The following is a 15,583-nucleotide window of genomic DNA, read 5'->3' as shown; positions in this document are numbered from 1 at the left end:
TACCTTTTTCACCCTGCTATTCTCGTGCAAGAGGCTTGGGGTGCAGCCGTCTTCCAACTTTGGTTTTCTGACCGCACACACCCAGCTTGTCCGACTCGGCACGCTGGCCGAACGCTATTTTCGGGAAGACACCAACACCACCCTCATCAAGTTGCGGCAGTTCGGTGAGGCCATGGCGCAGACCATCGCCTCCAGACTGCGTGAAACCGGCGATCCGCGCGAAACCCAGAAAGACTTGCTGGAACGACTGGAGGATCGGGGAGCGATTCCCCGTGATGCCGCCCGGTTGTTCCATGAAATCCGCATCGTCGGTAATAAGGCCACCCATCACGGCTATGCCGATCAGGGGGCGGCCCTCAACGCCCTGAAGATGGCGTGGCAATTGACGGTTTGGTTCCACCGTTCCTATGGCGGCAACAAGACCTTTCAGCCCAAGCCTTTTGCCCCGCCCGCCGATCCGCAGCGTGCAGGAGCCGCCCTGGCCGCCGAACTGGAACGCCTTCGCGTCCAACATGCCGCGTCATTGTCGGCGGCGGAACAGGCCCAGGTCGCGGTCCAGCAGGCGGAACAGGCCCGCCTATCCGCCGAAGATCGCATTCGCATCGAGGCCGAAGAAAAAGCGGCATTACGCAAACTGCTCGACGAAGCCGAGGCCAAGCAAGCGGCCTTGGTCCAGGAACTTCAGGCCGCACAAGCCGCAACACCGACCGCCCCAGCGACCATGGCATTGGTCCTTACCGCTGCTCAATCCGCCGCCGCCGCCATCGACCTGGACGAAGCGGCAACCCGATCCATCATTGATCGCCACCTGCGTGATCGTGGTTGGGATGTCGATAGCCAGTCCATCACCTATCAATCGGGTGCCCGTCCGGCCAAAGGTAAGGCCATGGCGATTGCCGAATGGCCGACCGATGATGGCCGGGCCGACTATGCCCTGTTCATCGACACCACCTGCATCGCTGTGATCGAGGCCAAGCGGAAACGAAAGAACGTCTCCGCTGCCATCGATCAGGCCGAACGCTATGCCAAGGGCTTCAAAGCCATCCAGGGTGTCGGGTTGGATGGTCCCTGGGGCGATTATCGCATCCCCTTCGTTTTCGCCACCAATGGCCGCGAATACCTGAAGCAAATCGAGACGGAATCCGGCATCTGGTTTCGCGACACTCGCAAGTCCACCAATCGCCGTCGTGCCCTGGTGGATTGGCCGACACCCGATGGGTTGCGGGGCCAGCTTGCCATGGACCGGGAAACGGCCCAGACCGCCTTGAAATCTATGACCATGAATTTCGGCTTCGACCTTCGCCCCTACCAACGCAAGGCCATCGAGAAGGTCGAGGAAGCCCTTGCCGATGATCGCCGTCAGATGCTGGTCGCCATGGCGACCGGCACCGGAAAGACCAAGCTTGCCATCGCCATGCTGTCCCGATTGCTGGAATCCAAGAGGTTCCGGCGGGTCTGCTTCGTGGTAGATCGCAACATCCTGGGTGTCCAGACCGCCAATGAGTTCAACACCACCAAGGTCTTCGGCGTCCGCACCTTTGCCGACGTGTTCGGGGTGAAGGGACTGGGGGATATCGACCCCGATGCCGAAACCAAAGTGCATGTCTGCACCATCCAAGCCCTGGCCCGCAGGGTGCTGGGGGCCGACGATCCCGCCAATACGCCGTCCGTCGATCAGTACGATCTGATCGTTGTCGATGAATGCCACCGAGGCTACCTGCTTGACCGCGAATTGTCCGACACCGAGTTGGAGTTCCGCGACCAAGCCGATTACATCAGCAAATATCGCCGGGTGCTGGAGCATTTCGACGCGGTGAAGATCGGCCTGACCGCCACCCCCGCTTTGCACACCGTCGATATCTTCGGCGAGCCGATCTACAAGTACAGCTACCGGGAAGCGGTGATCGACGGCTATCTGATCGACCACGAACCGCCGATCCGCATCGAAACCGCCCTGTCGGTGGCGGGGATCAAGTGGGAAAAGGGCGAAAAGCTCGACCTGCTGAATACCACGGACGGCACCATCGTCACCGCCTATGCCCCCGACGAACTGAATTACGAGATCGAGCAGTTCAACAAGAAGGTCATCACCGAGCAATTCAACAAGGCCGTGGCCCAGGCCCTGGTGCAATACATCGACCCCAGCCTGCCCGACAAAACCCTGATCTTCGCGGCCAGTGACGCCCATGCCGACATGGTGGTGGAGCAGGTCAAGCAGGCGTTGGAGGACACCTACGGCAGTGTTGATGATGGCGATGTGCGAAAGATCACCGGCAGCGTGGACAAGGCCCGGTCGCTCACCCTTTCGTTCCGTAATGACCCGCAGCCGAAAATTGCCGTCACCGTCGATCTGCTGACCACCGGAGTCGATGTCCCCAAGATCACCAATCTGGTGTTCCTGCGTCGGGTCAACAGCCGCATTCTGTACGAGCAGATGCTGGGTCGGGCGACGCGGCGATGCGACGAAATCGGCAAGGAGGTGTTCCGCATTTTCGACGCGGTTGATCTTTACCCGACCCTCGAAGACCTCACAGATATGAAGCCGGTCGGCGTCGAACCGAAGATCACCTTCGCCAAGCTGCTGGAGGAATTGGTCAGCGTCACCGATGACCGCCACCGCGAAGCCATCCGTGCCCAGATCGAAACCAAGCTGAAACGCCGGGCCAAATTGCTGTCCGAGCAGGGACGGCAGATGTACGAGCAGGCGGCGGGGGAACCCCCCGAATCCACCGTGAAGCGGGTTGCCGATTCATCCGTGGGCGATCTGGCGGCATGGTTCAAAGACCGCCCCAAGCTCGGCCCCATTCTGGATTGGCGTCCAGACCGGCCCGGTGATCCCATCCCGATCTCCGAACACCCTGACCACCTGATTTCCGCCGCCCCCGTATTCGGTGACAAGTGGAAACGTCCCGAGGATTATCTGGACTCCTTCACCGCCTGGGTCCGCGATAACGTCAACAAGGTGGCGGCCCTGTCCATCGTGGTTCAGCGGCCCCGCGACCTGACGCGGGAGGATTTGCGGAAGGTCAGAATGATCCTCGACGGTCAGTCCTTCACTGAAGCAGCCCTGCACCGGGCCTGGGAACAGGCGAAGTCCGAGGATATCGCGGCCTCCATCATCGGCTATGTCCGTCAAGCCGCCCTGGGCGATCCGTTACGGCCCTATGCCGACCGGGTGAAGGACGCCATGGGGCGAATTCTCAAGAGCCACGATTGGACACCGGTTCAGAAGAAATGGCTGAACCGCATCGGCGACGACGTGGCGAAGGAGGTCGTGGTTGATCGGGACTACTTCGAGTCCAGCCAGTACAAACAGGATGGTGGCTTCGAACGGCTGAACAAGCTGTTCGGCGGCAAGCTGGAAGCCATTCTCGGGGATATCCGTGAGGACATATGGAGGAAGGCGGGCTAAGTCCCGCTGACGGAATGCATGAGCTTAGGCGTTAACGCTCCATGCCACTGTGGTAGTGGTAAAAAATACAAGCGATGCTGCCAGCAGGTGGACATGGCAAAAGCATCACTGTCCAAGAAACTTGCTTGTGAACACAATCCGCAGCCACCCAGTGCCAACATGCCCTGCCCATGCGGTAGTGGACGAAAATATAAGGCATGCTGCCAAAGCGATGACAGATCATGGCGGGATTTCGCTGAACGAATGTCCTCTGGGAAAATCCCCTTCAGGGCCGAAATTCGCTCTGAAAGTGGAGTCGCCAGTTCAATGGAGGTTCACCGTGCTTCCATCGTGCGTGACGGCATAGAAACGGTGTTACTTGATGACAAAATTATTTTGTCAACAAACACCGTTCGGGGGGAGACCACACCATCATCTGCGGCATTGATCTCCATCCCCACAGATGGATTGTCTCATGGAACGATTTCGTTGATCGGCAATGCATCCGCGACAAATTTATCTGACCCAAGAGAAATTTACCTTTCTGCTTCTAAAAGGGAGATGAAGCAGAAAAGCGAATCTGGACTATTTGTTGTCGCAAGCATCAAGCCTCATCGCGTTTCAGGGGTGAGGTGTTTTGATTTTCTGTTCGGGGTAAAGGGTCAGCCAGAAGTTTTTGACGCCAATGGAAACAAGCTTCGACCGCATATTGCTGTCTATCCTGATGGAAACTCAAACTTCATTCGTCTTGCCGGTCACGATTGTGAAATTGAATCAAGTCTGCATTACAATAATTGCGACAAAGAAATATTGCCAAATGTGCTCAGAATTCGGTCACAGGCATTTTCTGAAATTCTCGAAGTCGTTTTCTCCATTGATGGAGGATGCGTAATTTTGGACGAGATGCGGTTTATCAAAGGGGTCTGATTTCCTGAGTGGGAATCCGGATGTGGCTCGGTACGTGAGGCGGCATAATGTGTTCCGCTGCCGTTATTTTTGAGAAGGATGCTTGCTTGTCATGACCGTCACCACCGATATCGTCGCCAAGCTCTGGCGTCTCTGCGACATCCTCCGCGATGACGGCATCACGTATCACGAATACGTGACCGAACTGACCTACCTGCTGTTCTTAAAGATGATGGCGGAGACGGGTCGCGAGGATCAGTTGCCCGAGGGCAAACGGTGGGGTGATCTGGTTCGCCGGGAAGGTCTGGAGCAACTGACCTTTTACAAGCACCTGTTGCTCGACCTCGGCACCAACGGGCGCGGCTTGGTGCTGGCGATCTTCGCCGACGCCCAAAGCCGGTTGAAGAAGCCCACCAATTTGAAGGCCATTGTCGAGGCCATCGACGGCCTCGACTGGTTCACAGCCCGTGAGGAGGGCCTGGGCAATCTGTACGAAGGGCTGTTGGAAAAGAACGCCGCCGAGAAGAAGAGCGGGGCCGGGCAGTATTTCACCCCACGTCCGCTGATCGACTGCATCATCCGTCTGATCAAGCCGCAGCCGGGCGAGGTGATCCAAGACCCCGCCGCCGGAACCGCCGGTTTTCTGGTTGCCGCCGATCATTTCATCAAGGCCCAGACCGATGACCTCTATGCTCTGGCCGAAGAGCAGCGGTTTTTCCAACGCAACGCCGCCTTTGTCGGGTTGGAACTGGTTGCCGATACCCATCGCCTTTGCCTGATGAATCTGATGCTGCACGGCATTGGTGGCGATGCAGGCTATGGCGTCCAGCAGGGCGATACCCTGTCCCATGAGGGCGAATCGCTGGGCCAAGCCAACGTCATCATCACCAATCCCCCCTTCGGCACCAAGAAGGGGGGTGGCAGGCCGACCCGTGGTGATTTCTCGGTCACCGCCGACGTGTCCAACAAGCAATTGGCTTTCGTCGAACACATCATCCGAGCCTTGAAGCCCGGAGGCCGGGCCGCCGTGGTGGTGCCGGACAATGTGCTGTTTGAGGACAATGCGGGCCGGGCACTCCGTCAGATGCTGATGGATTGGTGCGACCTGCACACCATCCTGCGGTTACCCACCGGCATCTTCTATGCCCAAGGGGTCAAGACCAACGTCATCTTCTTCACCAGGGGCAAGACCGCCAAGGCCAACACCCAGGCGGTATGGGTCTATGACATGCGGGCCAATATGCCCGCCTTCGGCAAGACCCGTCCGCTGCTGCTCAGCACCTTCGCCCCATTCGAGCGGGTCTTCGGTGACGACCCGTTTGGTCGGAACCGCGACGCCACCCTCGTCGATCCCGAGGACCGTTGGCGGTGCTTCACCCGCCAGCAGATCGCCGACCGCAACGACAATCTCGACCTGTCCTGGTTGCGGGACGACAGTGCCGATCCCGAGGACGGGCTGACTGAACCCGGCGAAATCGCCGCCGCCATCATGGGGCATCTGCAAGCCGCCTTGGACGAGATCGCCGCCCTGGCCGAAGAGATTGGCGGTGACGCAGCCGAGGTCGAGGAGGCTGCCGAGTGAGTGACGATTTTCCGAGCGGGTGGGGGCAAGCTCAGTTTTGCTCAGTCGTCGTGAACCATGATGGTCGCCGCAGACCTGTAAAAAGTGCAGACCGAGCAAAGCGGCAAGGCCCGTTCCCATACTTCGGGGCTTCGGGCGTGATCGATCATGTGGATGGTTACCTGTTTGATGGAAGCTACCTGCTTATAGCAGAAGATGGGGCAAACTTACTTTCACGTTCAACGCCAATTGCGTTTCAAGCTTTGGGGAAATTCTGGGTCAATAATCACGCTCACATTGTGAAGCCATGTGATGGCGTCTCGCTTAAGTACCTTGAGCGATTCCTTAACTCTATCGATCTCGCGCCGTTTGTGACCGGCTCAGCGCAGCCGAAGTTGACGCAAAAGGCGCTCGACACCATCCCTCTGCCAATTGCCCCCACCGCAGAACAGCACCGCATCGCTGCCAAGATCGATTCCCTGTTTGCCCGATCCTCTCAGGCCAGGGACGAACTCGCCCACATTCCCAGGCTGATCGAACGCTACCGGCAGGCGGTGCTGGGGGCAGCATTCCGGGGTGACCTGACGGCGGATTGGCGGGAATCGCATCCGCTTGGGAACCCGACACAACATCTCGGGAAGGTGCTATCCGACCGGCGTGACGGCTGGCTTGCGGCTCAAGCGTCATCGCGGCGACGAAACTACCCCGAACCGGAGGAAGCGGATTGGTTTCCAGACATTGAGTTGCCCGATGGTTGGGCCTGGGCGTCCGTAGATCAATTGACCACGGAGATGCAATACGGCACCTCGGCAAAAACCAATGAGGATGCGAATGGAGTGCCCGTCCTGCGGATGGGGAACATCGTTCGGGGTGAGCTTCAGGTCGAGAACCTGAAATACCTTCCTGCCGATCACGATGAATTTCCGGCATTGCTGCTGCAACAGGGTGACATCCTGTTCAACCGCACCAACAGTCCTGAATTGGTTGGAAAGTCCGCCGTTTTCCGCGACCAGCTTCCCAAGGCATCTTTCGCCTCTTACCTGATTCGCTTGAAGGCGGTTGGGATCATTCCCGCCCTTCTATCCGCTTATATCAACTCACCCTATGGCCGTGCCTGGGTTCGTTCGGTTGTCAGCCAGCAGGTTGGTCAGGCCAATGTCAATGGCACCAAACTCAGCCATTTGGCGGTACCGTTGATCCCCGATGACGAACAGATCGTCCTTGATCAACGCATTGCCCAGATGATGGCTGCAATCGACACGATGGAACATGAGATGTTGCGGGCAACCGGACTAATCGACCGCCTCGACCAATCCATCCTCGACAAAGCCTTCACCGGCAAGCTGGTGCCGCAAGACCCCGCCGACGAACCGGCCTCCAAGCTGCTGGAACGAATCACGGCGGCACGGGAATCCGCACCTAAGACCAAGCGGGGACGAAAGCAGCGATAGCTTGTGGCGATGGAGGCGTGCGAATGCCAGTCAACTTCGATATTCCTGACAGGCTGGAAATATCGGTTCCGGTCGAGGGCGATGATGATGGCTATCTCGACAAGGAATGCCCCAACGAAAACTGCCTGTCCCAATTCAAGATTCTGAAAGACGACTGGGACCGCATCGAGCAATCAGGCCAAGTGGTTTGCCCGTTTTGTCGTCATGAAGCACCGCCAGGAAGTTGGTGGACGACAGAGCAGATAGAACACGCAAAGGCCATGGCTCTTGAGCAGGCGAAGCATCTGATCTCAACTCAATTGAATCGAATGTTCAAGGACATAGCCTCTGATTTCAACCGTAGTCAGAGGTCCAACTCGTTCTTCAAGATGACCATGGATGTGCGGGAAACTGGCAGGCCACCGCCAGTGATGATTCCTGCTGCCGCTGCCGAAACAATGCGGACGAGAATTACATGCGGAAAATGCGGGTGTCGCTATGCGGTGATCGGGACCGCCTATTTTTGTCCAGGCTGCGGTGAACGTGACGTCGAGGCGGCATTTTCCGCCAAAATCGCAAAGATACGAACGATACCAGAAACGATAGAGGCACTCAGGGCGGTCTTGGACAAGGATCAGGCGGCTGATCTGGCAAACACTTTACTTGAAGACGCCATCAAGGGTGGTGTGACACAGTTCGAAACCATGGCGAAATACCTCTATAGTCAGATCAATAACTCGGGTCGTATCCGGCAAAACCTTTTCCAGAATCTGACGGATGGCAGCTTGGAGTGGGAAAAAGTCACAGGCGTCCCCTACACCGTATATCTGGATCAGCAAGAAATTGACCGCCTGAACGTCTATTTCCAGCGTCGCCATGTGCTGGGACACAATGACGGCCACGTCGATGAGAAGTACGTCGTAAAATCGGGGGATCAGAGCTATCAACCAGAGCAACGCATTGTCGTGAAAGTTGATGCTGTTTTGGAGTTTGCTGCCCTGTTGACCAAGCTGGTTTCTGGGATGCGAGGATCAGTATCCTCAATGGCACCACCGGGTACTGAAGGCCACTGAAGGCCACATCAACTGTCCTTGGCAGGCTCAGAGGGTGACTCGCAGGACTCCTTTGGTCATGAGGGGGTCGCATTTTGTGGTTTCGATTGAAATCACCTCAAAATCTTGAGCGATTCCCGAGGATCGCGTAAATTTGCGGGCATATCAAAACCTCCGGTGACCTGACGGACATGAATCGCACCCAGATTTGCCCCATCATCTTTGCCGACATCGTTGGGTCATCGAAAATCACCGATGATCGCTTGAAGACCGACTTGAACCGTTTCGTTCATCGGCTGCTCGACGAGATCGAGGGCCGCTTCCAGGTTCTGCTCACCAAGCACACCGGCGATGGCTTCTTCATCTGCGGGGTGGATGGGACCGAAATGGCCGAAGCGGCCCTCACCGTGAAGGATCGCTTTCGCAACACCGATTGGATACGGCTTGGCTTTTCCGATTCGGTGACCATTCGCATCGGCCTCGATCTCCAGAAGGTTAATTTGATCGAGGAGGGTGGCAAGATCATCGACGTCAGCAGTGGCGGGATTGATCGGGCCGCACGGATCGAGCCGGTGGTTGCCCCCAACGAGGTGTGGTGTTCTGACCACTTTTTCTCCCAGCTTCACCGAGAGAACGTCCGCAATATCGGCGGCACCTCCATCGGGAAGAAGCAATTGGCAAAGGGGGCGGGCGAGGCAAATCTGTTCGCCCTTCACTGGGCGCATGAGGCGATTCCACAACCGGCTCCGCAAACTGCCGAGCCACCTCCTGTTCGAAATGGCATCGCGATTTCCATTCCCAGGATCAAGCGGAGCATTTCAGACGCTGAACGGGATCAATTTGCGGTCGAGGCGATGCAGGAGATTTCGACCTATTTCCAGGAGGCGCTGGGGGTTTTGGAAAGAGACCAGCACCCCCACGTTCAATGCCGCCATACCCCGGTGACACCGCACAAATTCACCGCCGAGGTCTATGTCGATGGCAAGAGCGTGGGCCGGTGCAAAATTTGGCTGTCTGGGCGGGGGCGGGAAATTTGCTACTCGCAGGGGTCGTTTCAGATCGACCAGGACAATGGCTACAACGAAAGCCTTCTCGTCGAGGATGATGGCCGAGACATCTATCTCAAGGCCATGGGGATGGCGATGATCGCTCGGGGACGTGAATCTCTGAATGTGAAGAATGCCGCCATGTATCTCTGGGAGGTCTTCACCCGGCCATTGTCTCAATAGGCCCGCCTGCTACGGCCTTCATGCTGCTGCTCACGCAGCATAAATAGTCATGGAGGTGATGCCATGGCTATTAACAATCAAAACCAAATAGTAATAAGCTGCCAGACATGTGGCAGATATAATTTCTTGATTATGCACAATTATATTATCCGATGCGCAAATTGCGGATGCGTTTATGCACCAACTGAGCACCCACAACACGACATCGATGAACGGATGAATGCTCTTGGCGCCCGATTTCCGCACCACTCATCATTTGCCATGGACCGTGAAGGGTTTGTCGCCTTGAGCAAACTGACCTCCAACTGCGCGGGTGTGGTCGTCATGACCGACAACGGCGGCGGTGAACTCACCCCCACTCACCTGAACGTGGTGTTTTCCCGATTGGGCTATGCCGAGGTCATGGTGTGGTGCGAGCGAGAGGCTGATTTAACGAGGATAAGAATGGAGTGTCGAAAATTAGAAACGGGAAACATCAATGGAGAGTGAATGCAAAATCATAAAGTTTCCAAATGATCGATCAAAAAACCCTGATGATCACGCCAGAACCTGCCCGCACTGCGGTGGAATAACTTTCTGCGTGACCTTATCCGGCAAACTGCGCTGCTTTGAATGCGAAGAGTTCTACGAAATCAAAAATTGATCTCATAACTGTTTGTGGTCATTTGAAGTACGTCACCATCTGGATCAAGCATGGTGATAACTGGGCCGAGTTTCAGTGCGGCGCGGTCGGCGATGCCGACGACATCACCGGTCGAGACCTCAATTGGAGCCTGAGCCACCATTTCGATGCCGGGTGCCATGCCAATCGAAGTGTAGCCAATGGCGGTGCCGGAGAATTCAAGGGTGATCCGACTTCCGTGGTCGCGCATATCGTAAAATCGTATGTCGGCATCCTTGATCGGCATCCCGGCCATGCAGAGCCTGACCTCTTCAAGCGCCGTGAAATGGCCCAGGTCTGGTCTGGCCGACACCATCCCGGCAATCGGAACCAGCACGATGCTGACAGGCCGTGGATGGGATGGGATTGCGCAGATGTCGGACATGGGAATCTCCATTAGTTGATGATGGAGGTATTTATCCAGGCTGCGTTGTATCGGCAGCATTCCGGATGCTGGCAATTCCTTCCGAGATTTTTTGGTTTGTTCTCTTCTTATTCTCCGTCTTCTGCCGGTTGTAATATTTGTCAGTGAGGGCAACGGTACTGTGGCCGACAGCCTTTGACACATCATTGACCGATATATTCATTTCATCCGTACCAAACGATATATACGACCGGCGAAGATCGTGTATCCAAACGGTTTGATCTTTTTCCTCCGAGTGAAGGCCCGCATCCTTCCTGATTTGTGCCCACACCGCATCAATTGATTTGAGGGGCTTGCCCTTGTCTCGGTAGGATGGGAACAGATATTCACTTTCTGAGTCTGTGATGCGTTCCAGCAGATTTTTAACTGGTTCAGTTATATCTACCTCTTTTGACCGTTGTTTTCTGCTTCGTGAATGGCCTTTATCCTGGACGTGGATCACGCAGGAATCCATGTCGATAGCCGATTTCTTGATGCCGAGGGCCTCACTCTTCCTAATGCCGGTCAAAACGATGAACTCGATAGCCCACACGCTGTATTTGTAGACCCTTGGCTGACGGATGTGGCAATCAATGGCCGCCCAAAGCGCCCTATACTCCTTGTTAGACAGGATGCGCTCCCGTGCTTCCGAGCCATTGAACTCTATTTTCAACGACGGACATGGCCGATCTTCAATAATCTCAGGGCTGCACCAATGCCACATGGCGGTGAGATATTTCACCATATTGTCGGCTTGGGAAGGCTTTCCCTCGTTCGTGAGTTTGGCGTGGTAATCCTTGATGTCCTTGTGGCTCAATTCCTGATACGGCGTGTTGCCAAATCGTGGCTTTATATATCGTCGGTTCAGTGATTTCAGATTGACCAGAGTTCTGGTTTCCCGCTCCTCGATTCGTCCCGCAATGTATTGGTCCATGAGTTGACCGATGGTCAGGAGCGGAACCTTCCGCTTCGTGACGATCTCCTCACCCAAGGTGTTACGGGCAAGGATTCCCCGAGCCTTCTCCTTCGCCTGCTCGAAATGGACGACGCGAGAGTCACCAAGGGTCATGAACCGCGTGCGACGGTATTTGTCCCGGAATTGGATCATGTAGGTCTTTTTGCCGGACGGCCAGACGCGCACCCCGAAGCCTGGAAGGTTGATATCCCAAACGCGAATGGGTGTTGTGCTGGGAACAAGACTCTTGACGGCGGTAGCGGTTAATTTAATGGTCGGCATATCGGTTTCTCCATTGCCGGATATAGGGGCCACCCTTTGGACAGCAATGAGTCAGCGGACGAGTGTCGGTGTTTGTGGATTGGTGTCTGTTTGTTGCGTTAATGTTCCGATTGAAAAATCCGGCCAAGAGCGCGAATCCCTTGGGTTTCTGGGTTTTCACGGTATCCTTGGCCGCACCATCTGCATCCATCAAGCCCGCCGGCGACCCCGGCGGGCTTGGTTGTTTCCGGGCCATAAACGCAACTTTATTACCTTCGGTCCGCGCGCTGGTCATACCGCCATGCCGTTGCATTTCCTGTGGTTTTCCGAAATTTCACTGATCGGAGGCTTTGCTCGGCGGCCTCAAGCGAGTATGGTATCGCCCCCGATCGAGAAATAACGTTACCCTAGAGGTCCACGTTCCATGAGCATGTCCGACGAATTGCGCGACGCGGCGCTGGAATACCACCGCCTGCCCACTCCCGGTAAGATCAGTGTCACCCCGACCAAGCCGCTGGCCACCCAGCGCGACCTGGCGCTGGCCTATTCCCCCGGCGTGGCCGCCGCCTGCGAGTTGATCGTCGCCGACGAGGACAGCGCCGCCGACGTGACGGCGCGCGGCAATCTGGTGGCCGTGGTGACCAACGGCACCGCCGTGCTGGGCCTGGGCCCCATCGGCCCGCTGGCCGCCAAGCCGGTGATGGAGGGCAAGGGCGTCCTGTTCAAGAAGTTCGCCGGCATCGATGTGTTCGACATGGAGCTGGCCGAACTCGACCCCGACAAGCTGGTCGACATCATCGCCGCCATGGAGCCCACCTTCGGCGCCATCAACCTGGAAGACATCAAGGCCCCCGAGTGCTTCGAGGTGGAGCGCAAGCTGCAGGAACGGGTCAGGATTCCGGTCATGCACGACGACCAGCACGGCACCGCCATCGTGGTGGGCGCCGCCATGGTCAACGCGCTGCGCGTGGTGGGCAAGAATATCGGCGACGTCAAGCTGGTGGCATCCGGCGCCGGCGCCGCCGCCCTGGCCTGCCTCAACCTGCTGTGCAAGCTGGGCGTCAAGCGCGAGAACGTCTGGGTCACCGACATCAAGGGGGTGGTCTACGAGGGCCGCACCGAGCTGATGGACCAGTACAAGTCGATCTACGCCAAGAAGACCGACATGCGCACCCTGGCCGAGGTCATCGAGGGCGCCGACATCTTCCTTGGCCTCTCCGCGCCGCGCGTGCTGACCGGCGAGATGGTCGACAAGATGGCGCAAAAGCCCATCGTCTTCGCCCTGGCCAACCCGACCCCGGAAATCCTTCCCGACGAGGTCAAGGCGGTGCGCCCCGACGCCATCATCGCCACCGGCCGCTCGGACTACCCCAATCAGGTCAACAACGTCCTGGTGTTCCCCTATATCTTCCGCGGCGCCCTGGACGTGGGCGCCACCGAGATCAACGATTCCATGAAGCTGGCCTGCGTCTACGCCCTGGCCAACCTCGCCATGGCCGAGTCGGACGAGCGGGTGCGCGCCGCCTACGGCACCGCGCCGCTGACCTTCGGGCCGGAATACCTGATCCCCAAGCCGTTCGATTCCCGCCTGATCATCAAGATCGCCCCGGCGGTCGCCAAGGCAGCCATGGAATCCGGCGTGGCGCGCCGCCCGATCATCGATTTCGACGTCTACATGGACCGGCTCAACCAGTTCGTGTTCCGCTCCGGCCTGGTGATGAAGCCGGTGTTCGACCGCGCCCGCCAGGACATGCGCCGCATCGTCTATACCGAGGGCGAAGGCCGCCGCGTGCTGCACGCCGTGCAGACCGTGGTGGACGAAGGCCTGGCCCGGCCCGTGCTGATCGGCCGGCGCGAGGTGGTGGAAAAGCGCATCCACGACCTGGACCTGCGCATCCGCATCGATCAGGACTTCGACCTGTGCGACCCCGAGGACGATCCCCGCTTCAACGAGTACTGGCGCCTCTACCACACCATCATGGAGCGCCAGGGCGTCAGCCCCGAATACGCGCGGACCGTGGTGCGCACCCGCAACACGGTGATCGGCACCCTGATGCTGAAGCGCAAGGAAGTGGACGCCATGATCTGCGGCACCATCGGCCGCTACGACAAGCACCTGTCGCACATCCTCAACGTCATCGGCACGCGCGAAGGCGTCAAGGTGCCGGCGGCCATGAACCTCTTGATCATGCCGGCCGGCACATTCTTCATCTGCGACACCTACGTGACGCCCGAGCCGACGCCCGAGCAGATTTGCGATATGACCCTGCTGGCCTCGGAAGAGGTGCGGCGCTTCGGCATCGAGCCCAAGGTCGCCTTCCTGTCCCACGCCAATTTCGGCAACCGTTCCACCGCCTCGGCCCAGCGCCAGCGCGACGCCCTGGCCCTGCTGCGCGAGAAGGCTCCCTATCTGGAAGCCGAGGGCGAGATGCACGGCGACGCCGCCCTGTCCGAGGAAATCCGCACCCGCATCTTCCCCAATTCCAAGCTGAAGGGTGCGGCCAACCTGCTGGTCATGCCGACGCTGGACGCCGCCAACATCTCGTTCAACCTGCTGAAGGTGGCGGGCGACGCCCTGTCGGTGGGGCCGATCCTGATGGGCATCGCCCAGCCGGCCCACGTGCTCACCCCGTCGGCCACCGTGCGCAACATCATCAACATCACCGCCCTGGCGGCGGTGGATGCCCAGATGCACGCGGGCAAGGGGCGGTAGGCGCGCCGGAGCGGAGTTCACCACGAAGGCTCGAAGGCACGAAGGAGAGAGAAGACAAGATTTCTCCTTCGTGTTCCTTCCAACCTTGGTGACTTCGTGGTGGAACGGTGGGGTCGCCCGCACCGCACTTGGAAAGAGCGCTACGTCCCAGGCGGCTTGGCCCTAACTCCCCGGCGCATGGCGTTGATTTCCGCCAGTTCGGGATGGGCCGCCAGCACCGCCAGCACGTCGTCCATGGGCACGATGGCTTCCGGCAGGCGCTCGAACAGTGCCGCCAGGAAGGCGTAATCCTCGGGATAGTCCAGGGTCCAGCGGCACTCTTCCGACAGATCGGCCCCATCACGGGCGATATTGCCGCGCTTCAGGTGGGGAGCACGGCGCATCCACGGCGTGACGTGCTCGCGGTCGAAGGGTTCGGTGGCCCGCTCGTCGGCCTCGGCCAGCAGCCTCATGGTGAACGCCTCGGCGTCCAGGCCGTGCGGCCAGGAATGAGGGGTGTTGTTGCAGACGAAGTCCAGCCCCTCGTCCCGCAGCTTGGTCAGCAGGCGCCCGCACAGCAGGGGGTCGATCAGCGGACAGTCGCTGGTCACCCGCATGACGATATCGGCCCCCGCCGCCTCGGCCGCGATGCGATAGCGTTTCAGCACGTCGTCGGAAGGACCGCGCGCCACCAGGGCGCCGCACCGCTCCGCTTCCGCCGCCACCGGCGCCTCGGCATCGCCATGGGGGATGGCGCAGACCACCCGGTCGATACCGGGAATGGCCTTGCATCGGCGCAGACACTGGGCCAGGGCGGTCATGCCGCCCAGGGGTTTCAGAACCTTGCCCGGCAGACGGGTGGAGCCCATGCGGGCCTGGACGATGATTGCGGCGGTCATGGATTGTCATCCCGAACGAATCGCCCCGTGGGGCGGCACCGCCGCTCAACCACCAAGACACCAAGAACACCAAGGCGACTTTTCCCCTCGGCTTGCGGCTGTCGCCGAAAAAGGGAGAGAGAGCCCGAGGGCTGCGCCCTCTT

The 15,583-nt window shown here is 58.4% G+C and carries 11 protein-coding genes; 8 read left to right on the top strand and 3 right to left on the bottom strand.

Annotation, left to right across the window (positions count from 1 at the left end; genetic code table 11):
- The first annotated feature begins 40 nt into the window (after positions 1–40).
- The 7 genes from hsdR (at position 41) to CP958_RS26510 (ending at position 10,058) form a co-directional block, all read left to right on the top strand.
- Positions 41–3,412, top strand: a complete 3,372-nt coding sequence (hsdR, locus tag CP958_RS20665; RefSeq protein WP_096704068.1) for a type I restriction-modification system endonuclease — start codon at positions 41–43, stop codon at positions 3,410–3,412.
- A 93-nt stretch (positions 3,413–3,505) separates the two neighbouring features.
- Complete coding sequence (locus CP958_RS20660; RefSeq protein ID WP_170959026.1) at positions 3,506–4,318, top strand: SEC-C metal-binding domain-containing protein; 813 nt, start codon at positions 3,506–3,508, stop codon at positions 4,316–4,318.
- 91 nt (positions 4,319–4,409) lie between these two features.
- On the top strand, positions 4,410–5,879 hold the full coding sequence (locus CP958_RS20655) for an N-6 DNA methylase (protein WP_096704066.1): 1,470 nt from the start codon (positions 4,410–4,412) through the stop codon (positions 5,877–5,879).
- A complete protein-coding gene (locus CP958_RS26515) occupies positions 5,876–7,309 on the top strand; it encodes a restriction endonuclease subunit S (protein ID WP_096704065.1) in 1,434 nt (477 codons plus the stop codon). The genes CP958_RS20655 and CP958_RS26515 overlap by 4 nt, the downstream gene beginning before the upstream one ends.
- 23 nt (positions 7,310–7,332) lie before the next feature.
- Positions 7,333–8,361: a hypothetical protein gene (locus CP958_RS26035; protein ID WP_141400585.1), complete on the top strand. Its 1,029-nt coding sequence runs from the start codon at positions 7,333–7,335 to the stop codon at positions 8,359–8,361.
- A 170-nt stretch (positions 8,362–8,531) separates the two neighbouring features.
- On the top strand, positions 8,532–9,569 hold the full coding sequence (locus CP958_RS20640; protein WP_096704063.1) for a hypothetical protein: 1,038 nt from the start codon (positions 8,532–8,534) through the stop codon (positions 9,567–9,569).
- A gap of 216 nt (positions 9,570–9,785) precedes the next feature.
- Entirely contained in the window at positions 9,786–10,058 is a 273-nt protein-coding gene (locus tag CP958_RS26510) for a hypothetical protein (protein WP_170959047.1), read from the top strand.
- A 143-nt stretch (positions 10,059–10,201) separates the two neighbouring features.
- On the opposite strand, the gene CP958_RS20630 is transcribed toward CP958_RS26510, so the two are convergent.
- The gene (locus CP958_RS20630) at positions 10,202–10,615 is read right to left on the bottom strand and encodes a hypothetical protein (RefSeq protein WP_141400583.1); all 414 of its coding nucleotides are present in this window, start codon (positions 10,613–10,615) and stop codon (positions 10,202–10,204) included.
- 31 nt (positions 10,616–10,646) lie between these two features.
- Positions 10,647–11,870 (bottom strand): integrase family protein, encoded by a 1,224-nt coding sequence (locus CP958_RS20625; protein WP_096704060.1) that lies wholly within the window; start codon positions 11,868–11,870, stop codon positions 10,647–10,649.
- Between the two features lie 409 nt (positions 11,871–12,279).
- On the opposite strand from CP958_RS20625, the gene CP958_RS20620 reads away from it, so the two are divergent.
- A complete protein-coding gene (locus tag CP958_RS20620; RefSeq protein WP_096704214.1) occupies positions 12,280–14,562 on the top strand; it encodes an NADP-dependent malic enzyme in 2,283 nt (760 codons plus the stop codon).
- 140 nt (positions 14,563–14,702) lie between these two features.
- On the opposite strand, the gene CP958_RS20615 is transcribed toward CP958_RS20620, so the two are convergent.
- Positions 14,703–15,440: a glycosyltransferase family protein gene (locus tag CP958_RS20615; protein ID WP_096704059.1), complete on the bottom strand. Its 738-nt coding sequence runs from the start codon at positions 15,438–15,440 to the stop codon at positions 14,703–14,705.
- Positions 15,441–15,583: the final 143 nt, after the last annotated feature.

It is taken from the genome of Magnetospirillum sp. 15-1, from assembly GCF_900184795.1.
Classification (GTDB): domain Bacteria; phylum Pseudomonadota; class Alphaproteobacteria; order Rhodospirillales; family Magnetospirillaceae; genus Phaeospirillum.
Note: the sequence above shows the minus strand (reverse complement) of the source record. Positions and strands in the feature narration are given on the sequence as shown.

Excerpts from the sequence above, each read along its gene's own strand:
- CP958_RS20620 (WP_096704214.1), top strand. The coding sequence starts at position 12,280 with ATGTCCGACGAATTGCGCGACGCGGCGCTGGAATACCACCGCCTGCCC.
- CP958_RS20640 (WP_096704063.1), top strand. The coding sequence starts at position 8,532 with ATGAATCGCACCCAGATTTGCCCCATCATCTTTGCCGACATCGTTGGG.
- CP958_RS20655 (WP_096704066.1), top strand. The coding sequence starts at position 4,410 with ATGACCGTCACCACCGATATCGTCGCCAAGCTCTGGCGTCTCTGCGAC.
- CP958_RS20660 (WP_170959026.1), top strand. The coding sequence starts at position 3,506 with ATGGCAAAAGCATCACTGTCCAAGAAACTTGCTTGTGAACACAATCCG.
- CP958_RS20615 (WP_096704059.1), bottom strand. The coding sequence starts at position 15,440 with ATGACCGCCGCAATCATCGTCCAGGCCCGCATGGGCTCCACCCGTCTG.
- CP958_RS26510 (WP_170959047.1), top strand. The coding sequence starts at position 9,786 with ATGAATGCTCTTGGCGCCCGATTTCCGCACCACTCATCATTTGCCATG.
- CP958_RS26035 (WP_141400585.1), top strand. The coding sequence starts at position 7,333 with ATGCCAGTCAACTTCGATATTCCTGACAGGCTGGAAATATCGGTTCCG.
- CP958_RS20630 (WP_141400583.1), bottom strand. The coding sequence starts at position 10,615 with ATGTCCGACATCTGCGCAATCCCATCCCATCCACGGCCTGTCAGCATC.
- CP958_RS20625 (WP_096704060.1), bottom strand. The coding sequence starts at position 11,870 with ATGCCGACCATTAAATTAACCGCTACCGCCGTCAAGAGTCTTGTTCCC.